Genomic DNA, 16,250 nt, shown 5'->3' with positions numbered 1-16,250 from the left:
GAAGAGCAAGGAAATGTCTTGGATCCTTCGCGGCGCATTGGCGCTCACTTTCGCGCTCGCCGCCTTCGCTGGCACGGGCGCCATCGCCCATGACGTTACCAAAGACGGTCTGAAGATCGTCCACCCCTGGTCGCGGGCCACTCCCGGCGGCGTCGAGGTCGGCGTCGGCTATCTGAAGATCGAGAATAAGGGGGCGGAGGCCGACCGCCTGACCGGCGGCACCACCCCCATCGCCAAGATGCTGCAAGTGCATCAGATGACCATGACCGACGGCGTCATGAAGATGCGCCATCTGAAGGACGGTCTGGAGATCCCGGCCGGCAAGACGGTGGAGCTGAAGCCCGGCGGCAATCACCTGATGCTGATGGGGCTGAAGCAGCCCATCGTCAAAGGCGAGCCGTTCAAGGCGGTGCTGCATTTCGAAAAGGCCGGCGATGTCGAGGTGACCTTCAAGGTGGAGGCGATCGGGGCCCCGTCCTCAAGCGACGACGCGATGGAAGATCACCAGCACGATCACGGCGATCACTAGACGATTGGTCTGGAAGATCAGCTTCAGCAATTGAAACGCGCTTGGCTCACCGCCAGGCGCGTTTCGCTTTTGGGCCGCCGCCGATAACCGTCGCATGGCGCACATCCTACAAAAATCGTAGAAACGTTAAGTCGCTTGATGGGCTCTCTGCGGCATGCTCCGCTTGTAACCGTCCACGTCTTGCGAGACCTCGCACCATCGCCCGCATTCCTCATAAGCCTTCCGACGCCACCGATGCACCGCCTGCGGCGAAGATCGTCCGCGGCAGCGGCGACTTCGTGAAGGTCAATATCGCGCTGTTCGCCGCGGGCTTCACCACCTTCGCGCTGATCTACTGCGTGCAGCCGATCCTCCCCGTCTTCTCCGACGATTTTGGCGTCACCCCCGCCGAGGCGAGCCTATCGCTTTCGGTCACCACCCAGTTTCTCGCCGTCTCCATGCTGGCGGCCAGCTCGCTGTCGGAAGTGTTCGGGCGAAAGCCGGTGATGATCGCTTCGCTGTTCGCCTCCTCCGCCTTGATGATGGCGACCGCCTTCGCGCCGGACTGGAACACGCTGCTCATCTTGCGCGCGCTGGCCGGCATCACCTTCTCCGGCCTGCCGCCCGCCGCCATGGCTTATGTCGGCGAGGAGATCGACGCCAAATCCTCCGGCCTCGCCATGGGGCTCTATATCGCCGGCACCGGGCTTGGCGCTCTGGGCGGCCGCTTCATCGCCGGCTTCGCCGCCGATTTCGGCCATTGGCGCATCGGGCTTTTCGTCATCGGCGTGCTGGCGCTGATCTCCAGCGTGGTGTTCTGGAAGGCGCTACCCGCCTCGCGCCATTTCCGCGAAAGCGCGCCGCGGCTGAACACCATCCTCTCCTCTTTCGCACGCCATCTGAAGGAGCCGGTGCTGGTCAGCCTGTTCGTCGAAGGCTTCCTGCTGATGGGCGTCTTCGTCTCGATGTACAATTATTCCAGCTACCGGCTGATGGAGCCCCCCTATAATTTCAGCCAGACTGCGGTCAGCCTGATCTTCGGCATCTCGGTGATCGGCATTCTCACCTCCGCTTTCGTCAGCGACTTCGCCGCCAAGCTCGGCCGGGCGCGGGTGCTCTGGGCTCTCGTCGCCATGATCTTTGCCGGCGTGCTGATGACGCTTGCCGAGGGGCTTTGGATGATCCTTGCCGGGCTCACCCTGCTCACCTTCGCCTTCTATGGCGCCCATTCGGTGCTGGCGAGCTCGGTGGCCGTGCGCGCCGAGCACGCCAAGGCCCAGGCCTCCTCGCTCTATCTCTTCGCCTATTACACCGGCTCCAGCCTGATGGGGTTCCTGGGCGGGCTCGCCTGGTCGGCCTATCACTGGCCGGGCGTCGTGGCGCTCTCCAGCATCTCGCTTACCATCGCGCTGATCATCGCCATCGCCCTTGCGGTGATCATCGGCCGCTTCGGCCGCGGCCCGCGCGGGCGCAAGCCGCCGCTGCTCACCCCGCCCGTCGATTAAGCACGCTTCCCGATATTTCGTCGCGAGACCGGCGAAAACGAAGCCAAAGCGCTTGTCCGCCTTCCGTTTCGTTGTCACGGTAGAGGCTCCGGCGAGCGCAAAGCTCGAAACACGAAGGTGAGCCGATAGATGCCGCATGCAACACCGCTGATCTCCACGATCACGCTCGGCTTGCTGCTTGCATTTGTCTTTGGCGTCATTGCCCAGCGCATCAAGCTCCCACCACTTATCGGCTATCTCGTCGCCGGCATCCTCGTCGGCCCGTTCACGCCGGGCTATGTCGCCGATCAGGACCTCGCCGCCGAGCTCGCCGAGATGGGCGTCATCCTGCTGATGTTCGGCGTCGGCATGCATTTCTCGCTCAAAGACCTGCTCTCGGTGCGCAACATCGCCATCCCCGGTGCCGTGGTGCAGATCGCTTTCGCCACGCTGCTCGGTATGGGGCTTGGCCATTGGCTCGGCTGGACGCCCGGCGCGGGTCTCGTCTTCGGTCTTGCGCTTTCCGTCGCCAGCACCGTCGTCCTTTTGCGCGCGTTGCAGGAGCGCCGGCTGGTGGAGACCGAGCGCGGCCGCATCGCCGTCGGCTGGCTCATCGTCGAAGACCTGGCCATGGTGTTGGCGCTGGTGCTGCTCCCTGCCATGGCCGGCGCTCTGGCAGACTCTGGCGGCGCGGCCCCCAGCGCCGTCGCGGTGGTGCGCGATCTCGCTATCGCACTGGCCAAGATCGCCGCCTTCATCGCCACTATGCTGCTCGTCGGCAAGCAGGTGATCCCCTGGCTGCTGCATTACATCGCCCATACCGGAAGCCGCGAGTTGTTCCGCCTCTCGGTGCTGGTGATCGCGCTCGGCACCGCGTTCGGCGCCGCCGAGCTGTTCGATGTCTCCTTCGCGCTTGGCGCCTTCTTCGCCGGGGTGATCTTGAGCGAATCCGCCCTCAGCCAGCACGCCGCCGAGGAGACGCTTCCCTTGCGCGATGCCTTTGCGGTGCTGTTCTTCGTCGCCGCCGGCATGCTGTTCGATCCGGCGATCCTGCTGCGCGAGCCGCTGCCCGTGCTGGCCACGGTCGGCATCATCGTTGTCGGCAAGTCGCTCGCCGCTTACGCCATCGTCCGCGCCTTCGGCTATTCCAACACTATCGGCCTCACCATTGCCGCCTCGCTGGCGCAGATCGGCGAGTTCTCCTTCATCCTCGCCACCCTCGGCCTGACGCTGGAGATCCTGCCGCGCCAGGGCAGCGACCTGATTGTCGCCGGCGCCATCATCTCCATCCTGCTGAACCCGCTGATCTTCGCCGGGCTCGACCGGCTCTTGGCACGCCGCGAACAGGCGGCAAGTGGCGAGGAGGCTGCCACCGCGGTGCGCGAGCCCGTCCCCCACACCACGCTGAAGGATCATGTCGTGCTGATCGGCCATGGCGAGGTCGGCGGCGTGATCGGCGATCTGCTGCGCGAGACCGACAGTCCGGTGCTGGTCATTGAGGACGATCCGGAGGATGTCGCCGCCTTGAAGGAGCGGGGCACCGAGGCCATCCAGGGCAATGCCGCCGATCCGGAGGTGATCGCCGCTGCCAATCTGAACAAGGCCCGCAGCCTGCTGATCGCCATCCCCGACGGGTTCGAGGGCGGCCAGGTGGTGGAGCAGGCCAAGGCCATCAACCCCAAGCTCGTCGTCGTCGCCCGCGCCCATTCGGAGGACGAGGTGGAACACCTCGCTAAGCTTGGCGCCGATGTGGTGGTGACCGACAAGGACGAGGTCGCTAAGGCTATGCTGCACGAAGCGATGATCCGCTCCGCAGTGGCGCGCCCGAAGAAGCTGCCCGCCAAGACGAGCCGCAAGACGCAGCCGAAATCCGGCACCCGATCGAGACCGGCCGGTCCGGCCAAGCGCCGCAGCGCGAAGACCCCGTCAGGGCGCGAGAAGACCCCGCCGGGGAGCAAAGCGTGAGGCACCTGAAGAGTAGAATGAGACCCGAGCAATGCCCCACTCCACGCCACTGATCTATACGATCACCCTTGGCCTCTTGCTGGCCTTCGTGTTCGGCGTGCTGGCCCAGCGGCTGAAGCTGCCGCCGCTCATCGGCTATCTGGTCGCCGGTATCTGCGTTGGCCCGTTCACCCCCGGCTTCGTCGCCGATATCAACCTCGCCATGCAGCTCGCCGAGGTCGGCATCATCTTGCTGATGTTCGGCGTCGGACTGCATTTCTCGCTCGAGGATCTGCTCTCGGTCCGTGCCATCGCCATCTCCGGCGCCCTGGCCCAGATCGCCATCTCGATCCCTCTGGCCATGCTGCTGAGCTGGAGCCTCGGCTGGAGCGTCGGCGCCGGGCTGATCCTCGGCCTGTGTCTTTCCGTGGCCAGTACCGTCGTCGTCTTGCGCATCTTGCAGGAGCGAAGACTGCTCGATACCGAGCGCGGCCGCATCTCCGTCGGCTGGCTCATCGTGCAGGATATCGCCATGGTGCTGGTCCTGGTGCTGCTGCCGGCGCTCGCTCCGCTGATAAAGGGCAGCGCAGAGAGCCTGTCCGTCTCCGAGCTCGCCTGGCCGGTCGGGCTGACCTTGGCCAAGATCACCGCCTTCACGCTGCTGATGTTCGTCGTCGGCAAGAAGGTGATCCCCGGCGCGCTGCATTACGTCGCCCATACCGGCAATCGCGAGCTGTTCCGCCTCGCGGTGCTCGCCATCGCGCTCGGCGCCGCCTTCGTCGCGGCCGAGCTGTTCGGCGTCTCCCTGGCGCTCGGCGCCTTCTTCGCCGGCATGCTCTTGTCGGAGTCCCAGCTCAGCCAGCAAGCCGCGCAGGAATCCCTGCCGCTGCGCGACGCCTTCGCCGTGCTGTTCTTCGTCTCGGTCGGCATGCTGTTCGATCCGACCATCGTCACCGACGCCCCGCTTGCGCTGCTCGCCACCGTGGCGCTGATCGTGTTCGGCAAATCCGTGGCGGCCTTTCTCGTGGTGCGCTTGTTCCACCACAATCTGAACACTTCCCTGGTGGTCACGGCCTGCCTGGCGCAGATCGGCGAGTTCTCCTTCATCCTCGCCAATCTCGGTGTGCGCCTGGATATGCTTCCCGAGGACGGGCGCGACCTGATCCTCGCCGGGGCGATCCTCTCCATCCTGATCAATCCGCTGCTCTTCGCCGGCATCGAGGAGCTGCTCCGCCGCAAAGAGCGCAGCCGCCCCGATCAGCCGCCGACGAGCGAGGAGATCGAGGAGGAGGCACTCACCCGCGAGCCCATCGCTCCGACCGAGCTCACCGGCCACATCGTGCTGATCGGCCATGGCCGGGTCGGCACCTACATCACCGAGAGCCTGCCGCCCGGCGCGCCGGCGCTCTTCGTCGTCGAGGACAACCCCGATGCGGTGAAGGAGCTGAACGACCAGGGCATCGAAGCCATCCAGGGCAATGCGGCGGATCCGGAGGTGGTGGCCGCCGCCAATCTGAAAGACGCGCGCTGTCTTCTCGTCGCCATTCCCGATGCGTTCGAAGGCGGCCAGGTGGTGCAGCAGGCGCGCGACATCAATCCGAACCTGCTGATCGTGGCCCGGGCTCATTCGGAGGCCGAGATCGAGCATCTGATCAAGCACGGCGCCAGCATCGTGGTGATGGGCGAGCATGAGATCGCCAAGGCGATGCTGAATTCCGTCACGCCCATCGCCGAGGCCATGGCGCGCGCTGCCGGAGCCCCGCCTTCCACCGAATTCGTGCAGACCTCGCTGCGCGGGCCGAAACAGCCCACCCGGCCGGCGCCGGCGGGGAATGGGGAATAGCGCGAGCCGGCGAGGTGCCGGCTAGTCCGCCGCTTCGAGCTGGTCGGCTTCTTCGTCGGAGAACACCCGGCCGCGGGTCAGGAAGCGCAAGCCTTCCGGTGCTGCGGCGGGGGCACGATCTGGTAGGTTCTAGCTTGAATCACCGCACGGAGCACAGATTATGAACCGAATGGTCGAGTTCTTTAGATTGGCGCAGCAGCATAGAATGCGGTTAAGCGATCTTAGAGGGTCGGAAACTGAAGTGTTGCGTGCAGCTTCCTATATTAATAGTGTTTGCGAGTTAGCAAAAGCGCTGGAGATTGAAGATTTCTCTGTCGCAAGAGTTGATGGAGATCCGTCATCTATAGGTAGAGATTCTGTTCTTGGAAAGCTCTACCAAGTTGATGATTTTTTAAATGCAGTTTATGCCGCTCACATATTCGATCTAGATGGAGAACTCGCTCAAAAATTTGTCTCGCTTGACGAAGACTGGAGGGATAAGGCGTCAAGCTATATCGCTCATATCCGGAAAGTCGTGCAAAACGCTGATGTTGAAGAACGTCTAAGAGAGGCGATTCTCAAGCGTTTGAATGACCTCCAACGCGAAATTGGTCGCAACCGGGCAAAACTTGATGCCGTCGTTGACGCACTGCTCGTTGTGACAGAGGCTGTTGGAAAAGGAGCGAAGAATCTTGAGCCTGCTGTGAAGCTGCTTGAAAAACTCGCTGGAGCCTTATCCGGCCTCCGCCGGTCGGAACAAGACGCAAAACCACAGCTTCCTCCACCAGATGCTCTTGGGCTGCCGGATTTGACCGAATCTGATGAATCAGATTCGGACTAGCTAGCCGGGGGAGTCGCTTAAGAGCCTGTCGCTTCGAGCTGGTCGGCTTCTTCGTCGGAGAACACCCGGCCGCGGGTCAGGAAACGCAAGCCTTCCGGCGCTTCCAGCGAGAAGCCCGAGCCGCGCCCCGGCACCACGTCGATGATCAGCTGGGTGTGCTTCCAGTATTCGAACTGGTCGCCGTCGATATAGACCGGCGCGCCGCCGATCTCGCCGAGATAGACGTCGTTGGTGCCGGTCTTGAATTCGCCGGCCGGATAGCACATCGGCGCCGAGCCGTCGCAGCACCCGCCGGATTGATGGAACATCAAGTCCCCGTGGGTCTTCTTCAGCGTCTCGATCAGATCGAGCGCGGCGTCGGTGGCGATCACTCTTTCGACCATGTTCGCGATCTCCTTTCACTCCGCCTCGCGGAAAGGAAGGTAGGGTCTGCGTCACATTCCGTCGTCATGCCCGAACTTGATCCGGGCATCCACGCCGTTACCCGTCGATGTGCTCCGGGGCACGCGATGGTCAGAGAACGCGGCAATGAAACGGCATGGATTGCCGGGTCAAGCCCGGCAATGACGGGAGGAGGTAAGACCTCCTCCCGCAGGCTCCAATCGGCCTAGAAGAAGCCCATCGGCTTGGGGCTGTAGCTCACCAGCACGTTCTTGGTCTGCTGGTAATGGTCGAGCATCATCTTGTGGTTCTCGCGCCCGATACCCGATTTCTTGTAGCCGCCGAAGGCCGCATGCGCCGGGTAGAGGTGGTAGCAATTGGTCCACACCCGGCCCGCCTGGATGCCGCGGCCGAAGCGATAGGCCCGGTTGATGTCGCGGGTCCAGATGCCGGAGCCGAGGCCGTACAGCGTGTCGTTGGCGATCTCCAGCGCCTCGTCCTCATCCTCGAAGGTGGTGACGGCGAGGACGGGACCGAAGATCTCCTCCTGGAACACGCGCATCTTATTGTTGCCTTCCAGAACCGTCGGCGTGACGTAGTAGCCGTCGGCCAGCTCGCCTTCGAGCGAGGCACGCCCGCCGCCGGTCAGCACCTTGGCGCCTTCGTTCTTGCCGATATCGATATAGGAGAGGATCTTCTCCAGCTGATCGTTGGAGGCCTGGGCGCCGATCATGGTCTTCGGATCGAGCGGATCGCCCTGGCGGATGCGCTCCACCCGCTTGAGCGCCTGCTCCATGAAGCGCTCGTAGATCGACTTCTGCACCAGCGCGCGCGAGGGGCAGGTGCAGACCTCGCCCTGGTTCAGCGCGAACATGGCGAAGCCTTCCAGGCATTTCTGGAAGAAGTCGTCATCCTCGGCCATCACATCGGCGAAGAAGATGTTCGGCGATTTGCCGCCGAGCTCCAGCGTCACCGGGATCAGGTTCTCCGACGCGTACTGCATGATCAGGCGGCCGGTGGTGGTCTCGCCGGTGAACGCCACCTTGGCGATGCGCTTGCTCTGGGCCAGCGGCTTGCCGGTCTCGACGCCGAAACCGTTGACCACATTGACCACGCCGGCAGGCAGAAGGTCGCCGATCAGGTCCATCATCACCATGATCGACATCGGCGTCTGCTCCGCGGGCTTCAGCACCACGCAGTTGCCTGCGGCAAGCGCCGGCGCCAGCTTCCAGACCGCCATCAGGATGGGGAAGTTCCAGGGAATGATCTGGCCCACGACGCCCAGCGGCTCGTGATAATGATAGGCCTGGGTCTGGTCGTCGATCTCGGAGATGGTGCCTTCCTGAGTGCGGACGCAGGCGGCGAAATAGCGGAAATGGTCGATCGCCAGCGGGATGTCGGCGAGCCGCGTCTCGCGGATCGGCTTGCCGTTATCGATGGTCTCGATCTGGGCGAGAATCTCCAGATTCTCCTGCATCCGGTCGGCGATCTTGTTCAGGATCTCCGCCCGCGCAGCCGGCGATTTCTTGCCCCAGGCGTCCTTCGCCGCGTGGGCCGCATCCAGCGCCTTTTCGACATCGGCTTCGCTCGAACGGGCCACCTGGCAGACCGGCTTGCCGGTAATCGGGCTGATATTGTCGAAATACCGCCCATCTGCCGGCGGGACCCATTCGCCGCCGATAAAGTTGTCATATCGGGCGCGTAGAGCGACCCGCGAATTCAGGGTTTCAATGACCTCATGCAACATGACGATTCCTCCGTCCGTCTAAGCGGTTTGATTATGCTTTTTTATTGGGAAGGCGAGTTTATACCTTCCGGGGCAGACAGCCCATCTATTAGTAGATAGGGAGTGAGCCAAAGTTTGGGCATCGCTGCCAAGCGCAATTCGACGCAGCGGGCGGAGTTGAAAGCTCGATTGGAGGGATGATGGCAAATCGGAGCGGCGGCATTAACACGGTTCTGGCCTTCCTGCTGGGGGCCGCCCTGGTCGGGCTCGCCGTGCTCGGTTACCTCTATTACGACGCGACCCAGCGCGACGTCGTGAAGATCGACGTGCCCGGCTTCAAGGGCGAGCTCAAGAAAGACAGATAGGTTTTTTCGGGCTTCGGCCGGGAGAAAGGCACGTCCATCCTCGCCCTTTTAGGGGAAGCGGGAAGCTATGCGCGGCCGGATCCTCCCCCCTAAAAGGGGGGAGCTAGAGGGGGGTCGTCATTCGGCGAAAGAGTGTATGCACGGCCGCTTGCCCCCTAACCCCGTCCTCCCGCTTTCAGGGGGAGGGGGTGCAGGGCGCCCACTCAGCGTTTTTAGGAATCGAACCGGATATTCGGCGCGAATGCGTCAGTGGCTGGGGATCAGCACCGCCGCGCCGGAAAGCTCGCCTTCGCGCAAGCGCCGCAGCGCCTCGTTGGCCTCGGTCAGCGGGATCTCCACCACGGAGGTCTTCACCGGAATGGTGGGGGCCAGCGCCAGAAACTCCTCCGCATCGCCGCGGGTGAGATTGGCGACCGAGCGCACCACCCGCTCCTCCCATAGAAGATCGTAGGAGAAGGCCGGGATCTCGCTCATATGGATGCCGCCGGAGACCACCACGCCGCCTTTCTTCACCGCCTGGAGCGCCGCCGGGATCAGCGCGCCGACGGGAGCGAAGATGATCGCCGCATCCAGCACTTTCGGCGGCTTCTCGTCCGATGCGCCGGCCCAGACTGCGCCGAGGCTGCGGGCGAAATCCTGCGCCTTCACATCGCCCGGCCGGGTGAAGGCATAGACCTCCGAGCCGCGGGCGCGGGCGACTTGCGCCACGATATGCGCCGCGGCGCCGAAGCCATAAATGCCGAGCCGCTGCGGATAGCCGCCGGCAAGCTTCAGCGAGCGATAGCCGATCAGCCCGGCGCAGAGCAGCGGCGCGGCTTCGGCATCGGTGTAACGATCCGGAATCGGGAAGCAGTAGCGGTGATCGGCGACGGTGAACGCCGCATAGCCGCCATCGATATCGTAGCCGGTGAAGCGCGGGTCGTCGCAAAGGTTCTCGCGGCCCGCCAGGCAGTAGGGGCAGGTGCCGTCGGTCCAGCCGAGCCAGGGAACCCCAACCCGGTCGCCGATGGAGAACTGGCCGACCTGCGGCCCCATCTCCTCGACATAGCCGACGATCTCGTGGCCCATCACCAGCGGCAGCTTGGGATGGGTCAGCTCGCCGTCGAAGATATGCAGATCCGTGCGGCAAACGCCGCAAGCGGCGACTTTGATAAGAATTTGACCGGGGCCCGGCTTCGGCACCGGGATCTTGGTCGAGCGCAGGGCTTTTCCGGGTGCATCGAGCACCATGGCCTGCATAGTCGAGGCATGCATGTCGCTATGCTGCATCGTTCTGCGCGAATACGCCAGAGGATGCGGCAGGGAATCGCAAAGGAAAGTTAGTGGCGGATCAGCGGCCAGGCCGGCACGGCGGGCCGGGCCAGCGCCGCATCCCAGACCGTGTTGTCCGAAGAGGCGCCGCATGCCTCGAGGGCTTTTTCCGCAGCACCGGCGCGCAGCCGCCGCTCGGAGACTTCCGAAGAAGCGCTCCACAGCGCCGAGAAGCTCAGCTTGGCCAGGCGCACCATATCGGGTGTGCCCTCCGCGAACAGCGAAAGCGCATTGCGCCGGCTGGGATCGCGGCCCATGGCATCGCCCGACCAGCACAGATCGGCGCCATAGGTGGCCTGCTCATGGGCATCGAGCAACTTCGGGTTCTTGGCCCAACGCACGGCATCGTCCATGCCGTCGGAATAGATACGGGAGAGTGCGTCTGCGAGCTCGCGCAGCGCCTCGGAGGGCTCCAGCTTGGCCAGCACGATGCGCGGCCGGATGCCGGCGGCGGCAAGCTCTTGCGCCATGGCGACCACAGCGCGGGCCGGATCGGATTCGGCGGAGCGGATGATCAGAGTGAAGCCCCGGGTCTCGGGGTGTGCCGTCGCTTCGGCCTGCTCCAGAAAGCGAGTCAGCGCATCAAGATGCTTGTCGAGCTGGCTTACGCCATCCTTGCAATGGTCTGTATCGGCCTTGGCGAGCATCTTTCCCCCTCGTGGAAATCTTAGGTTGCGCGAAGAGCTTATGCTCAACGCTGCGGTTCACGCTTAGGATTAGCAGGAGGGAGTTAAAGAAGGTTTGACCCCGTACCGTTTTGGCACGGGGGCGCCATTAAACCTCGGGCGGGCGGCGCCCATTGCCGTTTGTCGGCCCCGGAAGGGCCGGTGGCTCGTCGTCGGGATCGGGCTCGGAGCCCATATCGCTCAAGCGCTCGGTGAGGCTATGGCCGTTACCGCGGGCCGCGCCATTGCCGCTCTCCGGCGAGGGGGCATTGGGCGAGGGCATGTCGGGGGAAGGCGGCTCCGAGGTTGCTTGCGCCGTATCGGCCTTCGCCCGCACTGGCGTGCCCAAAATCGCATCCAGCACCATCTTCGACCAGGCGCCATGGCGGAAGCGGTAGAGCCGGAAGGCGGAGGCGTCGGCGAAGCGGCTGCCCTGCAGGCGGAGCTTGCGGCGGATCACCGGTGTCGGCGGCAGCATCGCCCGGTCGATGATGCCTTTGCCCTCCAGCCCGACGAACAGATTGGTCAGGTAGAGCGCCTCCATGCTGCGCGCATCCACCGGCACGGCGACATAGTAATCGCCGAGGAAATCGAACACCGCGTGCTGGAACACCTCGAATTCCTGCGCCAGCCCGTCCTGATGCCGGTCGTGGAACCGCGTCAGGATCTCGCCCACCGGCCCGTCCCGCGCATCGCGCACCGTATGCAGCAGGTTCTGGAAGCGGTTGATCGGCCGATTGACCGAGACCAGCAGCAGGCAGAAATCGACGAAGATGGCGACGAACAGCGGAATGTAGTCGCGCTCGCCAAGACCTGCGGATTCCTCCGGCTGTGCGGCGCTGGCGCTTTGCGGGTTCTCCGCGCTCTGGATCGCCTGGCGCTGGCGGTCGCGCAGCTCGTCCGGCGAGGGCGGCAGCTTGAAATGCAAGACGCCGATCATCGTGGTGGTCAGCCGGCGGAACGCCTCGACCACTGCTTCGGAGCCTTCCACTGCCGCGACATCGGTCTTCTCGATGACGGGCAAGCTGTCGATCGCCCGCACCACGCCGCGAAGCGCCGTCTGCAGCTGCGGATCGGGGCAGGCGAACGTGCCGCCGCGCCCGTCGGGGAAGCTGGTCTGCTCCGAGCGCGCCGCCAGCCTGTCTCGCTGCTCGGCAAGCTGCGGATCGGATTTCAGCGCGTTGAAGCGTGTGATGGTGAGGTCGAGCTTGCGGTTCAGCCCGCGCAGGAACTCGTTCCGGTTACCCGTCGCCGCGTTGAAGGTCGACGGATCGCGCGACAGCACCTTGGCGAGGTCGGCGTTCAGCGCCGCGATATCGGTCTCGATGCTCCCGGAGCGCGATTTGATGAAATTTGAGGTGAAGGCGAAATTCTCCGCGTCCGCGTCGCGCAAGCGCCGCCGCGGCCCGTCGCCCGGCGGCGAGTTGGGGCAGGTGCCGCCTTGCTCGCGCTCCTGCACGGCCTTTTCGGATGACAGCGTGGTCAGCGAATCCAGCGTGGTGCCCAGCTGGTTGATCCGCACCTTGCCCTTCTCCAGCGATTGCTGGACCTGGCCGATGGCCGCCTCCGCCGAGCGGGTTGCCTCGGCGCGCGATTCCAGCACCTGCCAGAAGAAGCCAAAGCCGAACCCGACCGAGATCAGGGTCAGGAACACATAGCCGACGAGATAGAGAATACGCAGCCACCAGGACATCGGCGAGAACAGCGAATCCAGGATGTAGAGCACCATCAGCATCAGCGTGGCGACGGCGAAGCCGATGGCGATTTTCTGGATGAAGGGCACATCACCGGTATTGGCGGTGATGAGCTGCAGCATGCCGGTATAGGTGGCGTACCAGGAAAGGCTGGCCAAGCAGAAGATCAGGAAGATCTTGATCAGGCTGGGATAGGCTTTGCGCAGGCGGTCGAAGCGCTCATTGCCGGAATCCATCCGGTCGAGCACGCGTTGAAACCGCGTTGCCGCATCGTCTTGCGGACTAGGGGGCACAGCCATTCAGTCAACTACTCCCGACCCTCGGACCGGTTCACGCCCCCCAGCGCCCGGTCAACGGCTCTTGTTTTAGTCGATGCTGCGGCGCGAAACAAACCCTTAAAGCCTTTGTTAACCATAGGTAATGGGGGTGGGTTTGCATCTTTTTTGCTCGTCATTGCCGGGCACCCGGGGCCAGCTTCGCTGGCCCGAGCATAAACTTGACCCGGCAATCCAGGGCGGCTGGCTCGGAATTCGCGGCCACAGCCCCACCCACCTTCGTCACCCCCGGGCTTGACCCGGGGGTCCATGCCGTTACCTCTCAACTTATGAGGGCGTTCTTTGTCTATATCCTGGCCAGCCACAAGAACGGAACGCTTTACACTGGCGTTACGAGCGATCTGCGGCGCCGCGCGTTCGAGCATCGCGAAGGTCTCAGCGATTTCACGAACCGGCATCAAGTAAAGCGCCTCGTCTTTATGGAAGAGCACGCCACCGCAGCGAGCGCGATCAAGCGGGAGAAGGCCATAAAGTCATGGCCGCGCCAGTGGAAGATCGCGCTGATCGAGAAAGAAAACCCTGAGTGGTTCGATCTCTATCGCCAGCTCAACCGATAGGTCACGGCATGGATGCCCGGATCAAGTCCGGGCATGACGAAGGTGGGTGGGGTTGGGCTTTGCCTAATTACGTCGTCATTGCCGGGCTTGACCCGGCAATCCAGGGCGGCTTGCTCCGAGCTTGAGGCCCTGGACCCCCGGGTCAAGCCCGGGGGTGACGAAGGAGAGAAGGGAGAGGGCGGGGGAGAACGCAGCCGCTCCTACTCCGCCTGCGTCACCGCATCCGGCGCCGGCGGACGCTTCTCCAAGTCCTCCAAAAGCACCCGCAGCAGCGGCTCGGCGATCTGCCCGGCATAGAGGTCTCGTGCCCAGGGCTCCGAGGGCGAGCCGGTGCCGACCACCACGACATAGGAATAGGCCGCCCCGGTCTCGAACTGGATGCCGCCTGCCACCCAAAGATCCACCGTATCGTCGGCGGCGGGATCGAGCGCCCCCGTCCCGCGCGTGCCGGTCTTGGCGAAGTGCAGCGCAACGTCTTGGCGCTTCTCCGCGCACCAATCGGAAAGCCGCCGCATGGTGCCGTGGGGATAGCAGATTGGCGCGGTGAGGAAGGACCGCAGCGCGGCGTGGCTTGCCGGTTTGGCGATCTCGTTGGGCACCACTGGCGCAAGCGGCGGCGGCACCTCGGCCTGATCGTCCAAGAGATCCAGCTTTTCGGTCAGCACAGGCAGGCCCAAAGGCTTGTCGCCCTCTCCCGTAAGCCCGGCCAGCACGACACCGGCCATCCGATGCACCACTTGCGGGCTCGCCGCGACATGGCCGACCACGATGCTCTTGGCCAGATTGGCCGCCGAGGTCACCGGCTCGGTCAGCGTAATATCGAGTTCGTTGGTGAGATCGAGAAGCTGGGATTTCGGCACCTGTGCGGTGCGCCAAAGCAGCGGCGTGTTCAGCGAGCAGGCGAAGCAGACCTCCGCCGTGCGCAGGCGCCGCAAATCGCCGTGGCCGCAGGCCTCCAGCCCCGTTTCTGGCGCGCGCGTATCCAGCCACTGGCTTTCCGCCGTATCCTTGCCCTCATTGGCGATGGCGATCCCGGCGATCATCTTGCCGACCGAGGCGATAGCGCGTGCCTCCCTCTCCGGGTCGTAACGCCCGGTCTTCTTGTCTCGCGCCGCCGCCGAGCCGAAATAGGCGGCGTTGTAGTTGGACTCGAAATAGCGCACCAGGCGGCCCTGTTCGTCCGCCGCGGCGATGATCACGTCCGGATGACGTTTGCCTGCGCCCGCGCCGGTATCGAAATCCAGGCTATAGGCCGGGTTGATCCGGCCGCGATAGCGCGCATCCAGCTTGGCCAGCGCCGCCTTCTCCTTGTCGCGGAATTGGAAATTCTCCGCCGCGTCCAAGCTGAGATGCACCGCGCTGACATGGGAGCGCCAACCGAAGCCGAAGCGGCTCTTCAGCTCCTCGCGCACGCCGTATTTCACCGAAGGCAGCAGCACATTGCTGCGATAGACCGGGTTCGCCTCGGCCCGGTCCCGTAAGGCCGGCGAGAGCTCGGCGAGAAGATCCTCGCCCCAGGGCAGAGGGTGCGGATCGGGCGGGCGCTGGCTCAACCGCTCCAGCTCGGCGATCACCGCGGCGCGCTTTCCCGCATCTTCGATCAGCGCATTGGCGCAAACCTCCGCCCGGCCGCGGGTCAGCTTGTGCCAATTCTGCTCCCGCAGCTGCTCCAGCGCTTCGGAGCCGCCCAACAGAATGATCGGCCGGTTCACCGCCGCGGCCAGCACATATTGCTCGGCGGTGGAGAGCTCCGATGCCGGCTTGCCGAACACGATCAGGCTGGTCTGCGCCACGCCGTAGAGCTCCTGCCCGCCGGTCCGCTGCGCCAGGGGAAAGTGATCGGCGGTCCAGCGCTTCATCGGCGTGATGTCTCCGCCGCGGGTCAGCTGCCACTGGATCACCGGTGCCAGCCACCATTCCTTGAACTTGCGCGACAGCTTCTCGCTCGCGCTCTCGTCGGGGCTCGGCGGGGATTTGAAGAAGATGCGGGCAAGCTGCATGGAGAGCGTCGAGCCGCCGACCCCGAGGCTGATATCGCCGGAGCGGAGCGAGCGCGTCACCGTCGAGACGGGGATTTTCAGCACGCCGTAGAGATCGATGCCGAACGGATTTGCGAGGCCGCCGAGATGCCGGTCCTCGTGATAGCTGAGGCAGGACCAGTAATCCTCCGGCACCGCGGCCACATGCAGGGATTTGTGGTCGGGATAGGCGATGTAGTTGGGAAGGGCGATCGCCCGCCCGGTATAGTTGAAGTCCGCCTCGCTATCGAGCAGCGGATCGAAGATGCCGACGAAGCGGTTCCTGGAATCGTAGATCGCGGTGGCGAGCGAGCGCTCGTCGGCGTAGGCGAGTGCCTTCGCCATCCAGAACTGCCCGGCGAAGCCGCGGATCGGCGCATAGACGTAGGTTAGCGTCAGCGCGAAAAGGAGATAGAGCACCAGCGGCCCGACGATCAGGCGCAAGCGCCCGAGGCGCGGATTGAACGCCACCGTGGTCAGCAGGAAACGCACCGCGCGGAGGGGAAGAGCGATCGCAAGCTCGAGGATATGGAGCAGCCAGCGGACCAGACGCAGCATCGATGGAAACAACTCTCCGTGGCTTCGGACATCTTGCTTGG

The 16,250-nt window shown here is 64.2% G+C and carries 13 protein-coding genes; 7 read left to right on the top strand and 6 right to left on the bottom strand.

Annotated features, from left to right (window positions below; genetic code table 11):
• Positions 1–13: 13 nt before the first annotated feature.
• From HT051_RS14430 to HT051_RS14410, 5 genes are all read left to right on the top strand, one after another.
• Positions 14–529 (top strand): copper chaperone PCu(A)C, encoded by a 516-nt coding sequence (locus tag HT051_RS14430; RefSeq protein ID WP_174542678.1) that lies wholly within the window; start codon positions 14–16, stop codon positions 527–529.
• Positions 530–807: 278 nt separating this feature from the next.
• On the top strand, positions 808–2,013 hold the full coding sequence (locus HT051_RS14425) for an MFS transporter (protein WP_246810110.1): 1,206 nt from the start codon (positions 808–810) through the stop codon (positions 2,011–2,013).
• A 129-nt stretch (positions 2,014–2,142) separates the two neighbouring features.
• Positions 2,143–3,957, top strand: a complete 1,815-nt coding sequence (gene ybaL, locus HT051_RS14420) for a YbaL family putative K(+) efflux transporter (protein WP_174542677.1) — start codon at positions 2,143–2,145, stop codon at positions 3,955–3,957.
• A gap of 31 nt (positions 3,958–3,988) precedes the next feature.
• A complete protein-coding gene (ybaL, locus tag HT051_RS14415; RefSeq protein ID WP_174542676.1) occupies positions 3,989–5,779 on the top strand; it encodes a YbaL family putative K(+) efflux transporter in 1,791 nt (596 codons plus the stop codon).
• A gap of 160 nt (positions 5,780–5,939) precedes the next feature.
• A complete protein-coding gene (locus HT051_RS14410) occupies positions 5,940–6,599 on the top strand; it encodes a hypothetical protein (RefSeq protein WP_174542675.1) in 660 nt (219 codons plus the stop codon).
• A 17-nt stretch (positions 6,600–6,616) separates the two neighbouring features.
• Here the strand turns inward: HT051_RS14410 and HT051_RS14405 are convergent, their stop codons facing one another.
• Together HT051_RS14405 and adh are read right to left on the bottom strand one after the other, a co-directional pair.
• The gene (locus HT051_RS14405; protein WP_174542674.1) at positions 6,617–6,982 is read right to left on the bottom strand and encodes a DUF779 domain-containing protein; all 366 of its coding nucleotides are present in this window, start codon (positions 6,980–6,982) and stop codon (positions 6,617–6,619) included.
• Positions 6,983–7,206: 224 nt separating this feature from the next.
• Positions 7,207–8,727: an aldehyde dehydrogenase gene (gene adh / locus HT051_RS14400; protein ID WP_174542673.1), complete on the bottom strand. Its 1,521-nt coding sequence runs from the start codon at positions 8,725–8,727 to the stop codon at positions 7,207–7,209.
• Positions 8,728–8,903: 176 nt separating this feature from the next.
• On the opposite strand from adh, the gene HT051_RS14395 reads away from it, so the two are divergent.
• Positions 8,904–9,071 (top strand): hypothetical protein, encoded by a 168-nt coding sequence (locus HT051_RS14395; protein WP_208454338.1) that lies wholly within the window; start codon positions 8,904–8,906, stop codon positions 9,069–9,071.
• Positions 9,072–9,317: 246 nt separating this feature from the next.
• Here HT051_RS14395 and HT051_RS14390 read toward each other — a convergent pair whose 3' ends face one another.
• The 3 genes from HT051_RS14390 to HT051_RS14380 all read right to left on the bottom strand — a co-directional run bounded on the left by HT051_RS14390 (position 9,318) and on the right by HT051_RS14380 (position 13,040).
• On the bottom strand, positions 9,318–10,310 hold the full coding sequence (locus tag HT051_RS14390; RefSeq protein ID WP_174543044.1) for a zinc-dependent alcohol dehydrogenase family protein: 993 nt from the start codon (positions 10,308–10,310) through the stop codon (positions 9,318–9,320).
• Between the two features lie 80 nt (positions 10,311–10,390).
• Positions 10,391–11,029 carry a hypothetical protein gene (locus HT051_RS14385; protein WP_174542671.1) on the bottom strand — a complete coding sequence of 213 codons (639 nt, stop codon included), beginning with the start codon at positions 11,027–11,029 and terminating at the stop codon, positions 10,391–10,393.
• Between the two features lie 127 nt (positions 11,030–11,156).
• Positions 11,157–13,040, bottom strand: a complete 1,884-nt coding sequence (locus HT051_RS14380) for a Yip1 family protein (RefSeq protein ID WP_174542670.1) — start codon at positions 13,038–13,040, stop codon at positions 11,157–11,159.
• A gap of 197 nt (positions 13,041–13,237) precedes the next feature.
• Here HT051_RS14380 and HT051_RS14375 point away from each other — a divergent pair, with 197 nt between their 5' ends.
• A complete protein-coding gene (locus HT051_RS14375; protein ID WP_371740590.1) occupies positions 13,238–13,633 on the top strand; it encodes a GIY-YIG nuclease family protein in 396 nt (131 codons plus the stop codon).
• Positions 13,634–13,833: 200 nt separating this feature from the next.
• Here the strand turns inward: HT051_RS14375 and HT051_RS14370 are convergent, their stop codons facing one another.
• The gene (locus tag HT051_RS14370) at positions 13,834–16,209 is read right to left on the bottom strand and encodes a transglycosylase domain-containing protein (RefSeq protein ID WP_174542669.1); all 2,376 of its coding nucleotides are present in this window, start codon (positions 16,207–16,209) and stop codon (positions 13,834–13,836) included.
• Positions 16,210–16,250: the final 41 nt, after the last annotated feature.

Origin of the sequence: Methyloligella sp. GL2 (assembly GCF_013341275.1) — a bacterium.
Taxonomy (GTDB): Bacteria; Pseudomonadota; Alphaproteobacteria; order Rhizobiales; family Methyloligellaceae; genus Methyloligella.
This window is presented reverse-complemented; position numbering and strand designations above follow the sequence as displayed.

Bases quoted from the DNA above. Each gene is read 5' to 3' on its own strand.
- HT051_RS14395 (WP_208454338.1), top strand. From the start codon at position 8,904: ATGATGGCAAATCGGAGCGGCGGCATTAACACGGTTCTGGCCTTCCTG.
- HT051_RS14405 (WP_174542674.1), bottom strand. From the start codon at position 6,982: ATGGTCGAAAGAGTGATCGCCACCGACGCCGCGCTCGATCTGATCGAG.
- ybaL (WP_174542677.1), top strand. From the start codon at position 2,143: ATGCCGCATGCAACACCGCTGATCTCCACGATCACGCTCGGCTTGCTG.
- HT051_RS14430 (WP_174542678.1), top strand. From the start codon at position 14: ATGTCTTGGATCCTTCGCGGCGCATTGGCGCTCACTTTCGCGCTCGCC.
- ybaL (WP_174542676.1), top strand. From the start codon at position 3,989: ATGCCCCACTCCACGCCACTGATCTATACGATCACCCTTGGCCTCTTG.
- HT051_RS14390 (WP_174543044.1), bottom strand. From the start codon at position 10,310: ATGCAGGCCATGGTGCTCGATGCACCCGGAAAAGCCCTGCGCTCGACC.
- HT051_RS14385 (WP_174542671.1), bottom strand. From the start codon at position 11,029: ATGCTCGCCAAGGCCGATACAGACCATTGCAAGGATGGCGTAAGCCAG.
- HT051_RS14410 (WP_174542675.1), top strand. From the start codon at position 5,940: ATGAACCGAATGGTCGAGTTCTTTAGATTGGCGCAGCAGCATAGAATG.
- HT051_RS14380 (WP_174542670.1), bottom strand. From the start codon at position 13,040: ATGGCTGTGCCCCCTAGTCCGCAAGACGATGCGGCAACGCGGTTTCAA.
- HT051_RS14370 (WP_174542669.1), bottom strand. From the start codon at position 16,209: ATGCTGCGTCTGGTCCGCTGGCTGCTCCATATCCTCGAGCTTGCGATC.
- adh (WP_174542673.1), bottom strand. From the start codon at position 8,727: ATGTTGCATGAGGTCATTGAAACCCTGAATTCGCGGGTCGCTCTACGC.